General features: G+C 60.3%; 5 protein-coding genes. All 5 read right to left on the bottom strand.

Features of this window, described 5'->3' with window-relative positions:
- Positions 1 to 540 (bottom strand): sugar nucleotidyltransferase (locus AC5JJ6_RS41750; RefSeq protein WP_496047713.1); only part of this gene is annotated, 540 nt, incomplete at its 3' end.
- Positions 540 to 1,607: an NAD-dependent epimerase/dehydratase family protein gene (locus AC5JJ6_RS41745; RefSeq protein ID WP_496047712.1), complete on the bottom strand. Its 1,068-nt coding sequence runs from the start codon at positions 1,605 to 1,607 to the stop codon at positions 540 to 542. The genes AC5JJ6_RS41745 and AC5JJ6_RS41750, both read right to left, overlap by 1 nt.
- 374 nt (positions 1,608 to 1,981) lie before the next feature.
- Positions 1,982 to 2,533, bottom strand: a complete 552-nt coding sequence (gene rfbC, locus AC5JJ6_RS41740; protein ID WP_496047711.1) for a dTDP-4-dehydrorhamnose 3,5-epimerase — start codon at positions 2,531 to 2,533, stop codon at positions 1,982 to 1,984.
- Between the two features lie 12 nt (positions 2,534 to 2,545).
- The gene (locus tag AC5JJ6_RS41735; protein ID WP_496047710.1) at positions 2,546 to 3,076 is read right to left on the bottom strand and encodes a polysaccharide biosynthesis/export family protein; all 531 of its coding nucleotides are present in this window, start codon (positions 3,074 to 3,076) and stop codon (positions 2,546 to 2,548) included.
- 408 nt (positions 3,077 to 3,484) lie between these two features.
- Positions 3,485 to 4,723, bottom strand: coding sequence for an outer membrane beta-barrel protein (locus AC5JJ6_RS41730; RefSeq protein ID WP_496047709.1), 1,239 nt, complete (start codon positions 4,721 to 4,723; stop codon positions 3,485 to 3,487).
- Positions 4,724 to 4,835: the final 112 nt, after the last annotated feature.

Raw genomic sequence — 4,835 nt, 5'->3', positions numbered from 1 at the left:
GACATCGCTGTCGTAGAAGTAGAGGCCGGTGACCGCGAAGTTGGACTTGGGCTTGACGGGCTTCTCTTCGATGTCGGTGACCCGGCCGGTGTGGTCGAAGGCGACCACACCGTACCGTTCCGGATCGGCGACCTGATAGGCGAAGACCACGCTGCCCTGGGTCACCTTGGACGCCCGCTGGAGGCGGTCGGTGATGCCGTAGCCGAAGAAGATGTTGTCGCCCAGGATCAGCGAGACGGGATCGTTGCCGATGAAGTCCTTGCCGATGATGAAGGCCTGCGCCAGCCCGTCGGGGCTGGGCTGGACCGCATAGCTGATGTTCATCCCCCACTTGGAACCGTCGCCCAGAAGCCGGGCGAACAGGTCCCGGTCCTGGGGAGTGGTGATGATCAGCACGTCCCGGATACCCGCCAGCATCAGCGTGGTCAGCGGGTAGTAGATCATCGGCTTGTCATAGACGGGAAGAAGCTGCTTGCTCACCACGCTGGTGATGGGAGCAAGCCGCGTCCCCGACCCGCCGGCCAGGATGATCCCTTTCATTATTCCGCGGCCTCGGACCGGCGCAGGGCGTCGATTTCAGCTTCCGGAATGTCGAAGATGCCGCCGTACAGCTCGACCTTGCGGATGATCTCGTGCCACTTGACCAGGTTCTTGTACCAGTCGAGCGTGATCGTCTCGGTGGTGCGGTCCAATTCGCCGCTGTCGAGCTTGGCGGCGATCTCGCGGATACCGTCCTGGGCGACCAGCTTGGCCTTCCAGCCGAGCGCTTCGATCTTGTCGAACGAGACGCGGTAGGACCGGGTGTCGGCATCGCCGTACCACTCGATCTCGACCTTGTTCGGCAGGGTATCGACGACGATCTGGGCGAGCTGGCCGAGCTGGTAGTTGTTGACCTCGGAACCGACGTTGAAGATCTTGCCGTTCACCTTTTCAGCAGGTGCCGTCAGCATGAAGATCTGGGCCGACGCGGTGTCGCGGACATGGACCATCGGGCGCCACTGGCTGCCGTCGCGCATCAGCGGAAGCACGTTGGTCTTCCAGGCGCCGTAGGTCATGCCGTTGATCGCGAGGTCGAGACGCATGCGCGGGCTGTAGCCGTACACGGTGGACTGGCGCAGCACGATGACGGTGAACTTGTCGTCGGCCAGCGGCAGGACGCCGTGCTCGGCCTGCTCGTTCGCCTTGGCGTACGTGGTCAGCGGGTTGGTCGGCGTTTCCTCGTTGGCAATCACGCCGTCCGGCTGGAAACCATAGATGCTGCAAGAGGACGGCAGGATGTAGCGCTTGACGCCGGCCTGCTTGGCCAGCTCGGCGCAGCGCACCCGCGCCTTGTGGTTGACGGCCCAGGTGACGTCCTGGAACAGTTCACCACTGGGATCGTTGGAAATGGCAGCCAGATCGATGACCGCGTCGATACCCGCGAAATCCTCGACCTTCAGGCGGCGTACGTCTTCCCGGACCATTTCCAGGTCGGGATGGGACTTCAGAAGCTCATGACCGAAAAAGAACCGGTCGACCGCACGCACGGCATAGCCCTGCTCGAGCAGCATCGGAACCAGGGAAGTGCCGATATAACCGCCGGCGCCGGTGACCATCACACGCTGCATAATCTATTCCTCGGCTGGTGCAAAGTTGGGCAAAGCACAGACCCGCGATTCCCGCGATAAATGAAAAACCTGTGCGATGACGTTATTTTGTTCAGGTCCGTATAAAGACCGGGCATCCACACTAGCGGACTGTGCCCATATTAAGCGAAGATCTGCGTTGCTACAGCTATCGCTTCGGTAGTTACTCGATATAATCGAACGGGACTGCGGAGCATTCGTTCCGTATTCTCTGAAGAGGGAAACGGGGTGCTCTTATCAGGCTCCCCCGTTCACTCGATCTTATTCCCGTGCGATACTCTCTAACGGGTGCCCTCTTCGAGATCGGCCGAAGAGAACATCCGCGTTTGGAAGGTGTCGGAGGAAACGTTTATTCGTCAGAAGGTGTCGGGCAGATCGCGAAGGCGCGGCTGCACTTTGTCCTTGTCCGACAGGACGGCGTCTTCAGCCGAAACCGGCCATTCTATGCCCAGGTCAGGGTCGTTCCACAGCAGGCCGCGGTCGTGGCTCGGCGCGTAGAAGTTGGTCACCTTGTAGATGACCTCCGTATCCGGCTCGAGCGTTACGAAGCCGTGGGCGAACCCTGCGGGAACCAGGATCTGACGGCCGGTTTCGGCATCCAGCCGGGCCGAGACGTGCTGACCGAAAGTCGAAGACCCACGGCGCAGATCGACCGCGACATCCAGGATGGCCCCCTTCACGACCCGGACCAGCTTGTCCTGGGCATAGGGTTCGAGCTGGAAGTGCAGGCCCCGGATCGTGCCGGCGGGAGCCGACAGCGAATGGTTGTCCTGCACGAATTCCTTCGTGAACCCGATGCCTTCCAGCACCTTCCTGTTGTAGGTTTCGACAAAGAAGCCGCGATGATCGCCGAACTTGCGGGGCGTCAGCAGTTTCACGTCCGGAATGGCCGTTTCGACGATTTCCATGGATGACCTGGATCAGAAGAAGCGTTCGGGGATGCGCACGACGTCGTCGGGCAGCACCTGGGTATTGATGGGCGCGCGGCGCTCGATCTTCTCGGCGTCGGTGCCGCGGGTGATCAGGATATAGTCCTGCTGGCCGCGATAGGTGTAGCCGCCGGCCATCGCGACGGCGGTGGTCGCGGTCATGCCGTTGACGTAGGGATACTGGCCGGGCTTGGTGACTTCGCCGATGATGTAGAACGGACGGAAGGTCACGACTTCGGCGCTGACCCGCGCATCGCGGACATAACCTTCGTTCAACTTCTGGGCAATGCTCGTTTCAAGCTGGCGAGCGGTCTTTCCCTTGGCATTTATTTCGCCAACGAGCGGCATCGCGACATAACCGGCACCGTCGACGCGGAAAGTGCCCGAAAGCTGCTCCTGGCCGAATACAGTGACGCGGACTTCGTCGCCGGCGCCCAACTGGTATTCGCCAACGGAGGCTGTTTGTGTTTCGAGCGGCGCGTTCGAGCCGGTATTCTGGCACGCCGCCAGTGCAACCGCCACGACGCAGCCCGTCGCGACTTTCTTCCAGGTAGCAAAAAACATCGGTTCCTCTTCTCTGGGCCTTGCCGAATAGTCTGGGCCGGACCGTTTGGCTTGCCGGAGCGGCCATCGGATCAAGTCCGACAGCGGTCCCAAGCAATCCCTTACGACCACACGAATACTATCGGTAAAGGCGCTAAACTGAAAAAGAGTAGAGGAATTAAGCCGATGGCAGTACAGAAGGACAATCAATAATCTTTTTCAAGGCATCACTGATATTCCTCGGCGGCCCCGAAATAACGGGCTGCCCACCCCACCTTTGTTTTAGCCTGAGAATTATCGCTCATATCGGAAATTTCGGGTTAGCTGAAACGAAAACGGCGCCTGCAAAGCAGGCGCCGCACCGTCCGGATAGCGGTTTCTCTCCGGTTAGAGCTGAGCACCGAGCCGAAGCAGGAACAGGTTCCGATCGTAATCCTCGCCGGGAAGGTTCGAATCACGCGTCGAATAGCTGTAGGTGCCGCGCAGATAGAAATTGCGGTTGATGTAGGTCGCACCGGCCTGGAGCAGGTAGAAATCCTCCTCCTGGGAGGTGTTCTGGTAATCGTCCATCTGGTATTGGGCAAGCGCCGACAATACGACGTTGCGCAGCAACTCGTGATCGACGCCGACCTGGAAGGTCGTGCGGTCGCGCGGCGAGGGAACGGCGCCGAAGCCTTCCTCGACCCCGCGGGTGACGTTGCCGCTGATCGAGGTCAGCTGAGTGACCGCATAATCGAGCTTAAGACCGTAGGCGAGCCCGGTGAAGTTGCTGAACTGCGATTCGTCGTAGCTGCGGGTCAGATAACCGACGAAGACCTCGCCGGTCAGCAGGTTGGTCAGGTCGAGCGTCGTGCCGACGACGGCCTCGTAGGTGTCGCTGTCGGGCTTGATCGTACCGTTGTCGTATTCGGTCCGGGTATAGGTGACGCGCAGGAAAGGCTGATAGCCCGGATACAGATCGTAGCCGACCTGACCCGTCGCGGAATAAGCCCACTTGTCCCGGTTGTCCTGGTTAAGCGTCGTCCCGGTGATCGACGAGACGTCGTCGTAGTCTTCGTTCTCCGCCCCGATGCCCACACGGCCGATCACACGGTTGAACCGATGCTGATAAGCCAGTTCCGCGTTGGTACGGGTGAAATCGATCGGCTCGCTGGCAGCCGTCGGCGAGTCGGGGTCGCCACGATCCTCGTGCAGCTTGCGATAGGAGAGATCGCCGGTCAGGAACGAATCTCCGGTCACGTCCAGCCGGCCGCCTCCGGTGAAGAAGTAGTCGACGTAGTTTTCACTGGTGTTGTCGGCATAGCGGCCGACATCGGCGCCCGCGCTGAACCTCAAGGCATGCCGGCTGAAGTCGGACTGCACCGTGACGGTCGGGAGAACCTGAAACAGGAAGTCGCCTTCCTTGTTGTTCTCGGTCGCGAACACGTTGTCGTCGTAGGTCGTGCCAAGCTCGACCTTCGGAAAGATCAGGAAGCTGCCGGCACGGACGCCCAGCGGGTCGAGTTCGGGCTTGGGGCGCTCGAGGACGCTTGCACCGCGTCGCAATTCCTGGGCGATAACCGTGGTGCTGGTCCCTGCCAGCAAAACAGCAGCGCCAACGACCAGTGGCAAAGTCTTAATCTTCATCGCCCCCACCGAATACGGAATTCCATTGAACATATAAAAAGCCTTTCGACCGGTTTTGCCCACCAGCCTGAAGTCAATGAAGCGAGAAACGGCGCGTTAGGCAACTACGCCG

The sequence above is a fragment of the Skermanella sp. genome, assembly GCF_059503625.1.
Note: the sequence above shows the minus strand (reverse complement) of the source record. Positions and strands in the feature narration are given on the sequence as shown.

What these genes read in the sequence shown, in the direction of transcription:
- AC5JJ6_RS41745 (WP_496047712.1), bottom strand. Translation starts at nt 1,607, where the DNA reads ATGCAGCGTGTGATGGTCACCGGCGCCGGCGGTTATATCGGCACTTCC.
- rfbC (WP_496047711.1), bottom strand. Translation starts at nt 2,533, where the DNA reads ATGGAAATCGTCGAAACGGCCATTCCGGACGTGAAACTGCTGACGCCC.
- AC5JJ6_RS41730 (WP_496047709.1), bottom strand. Translation starts at nt 4,723, where the DNA reads ATGAAGATTAAGACTTTGCCACTGGTCGTTGGCGCTGCTGTTTTGCTG.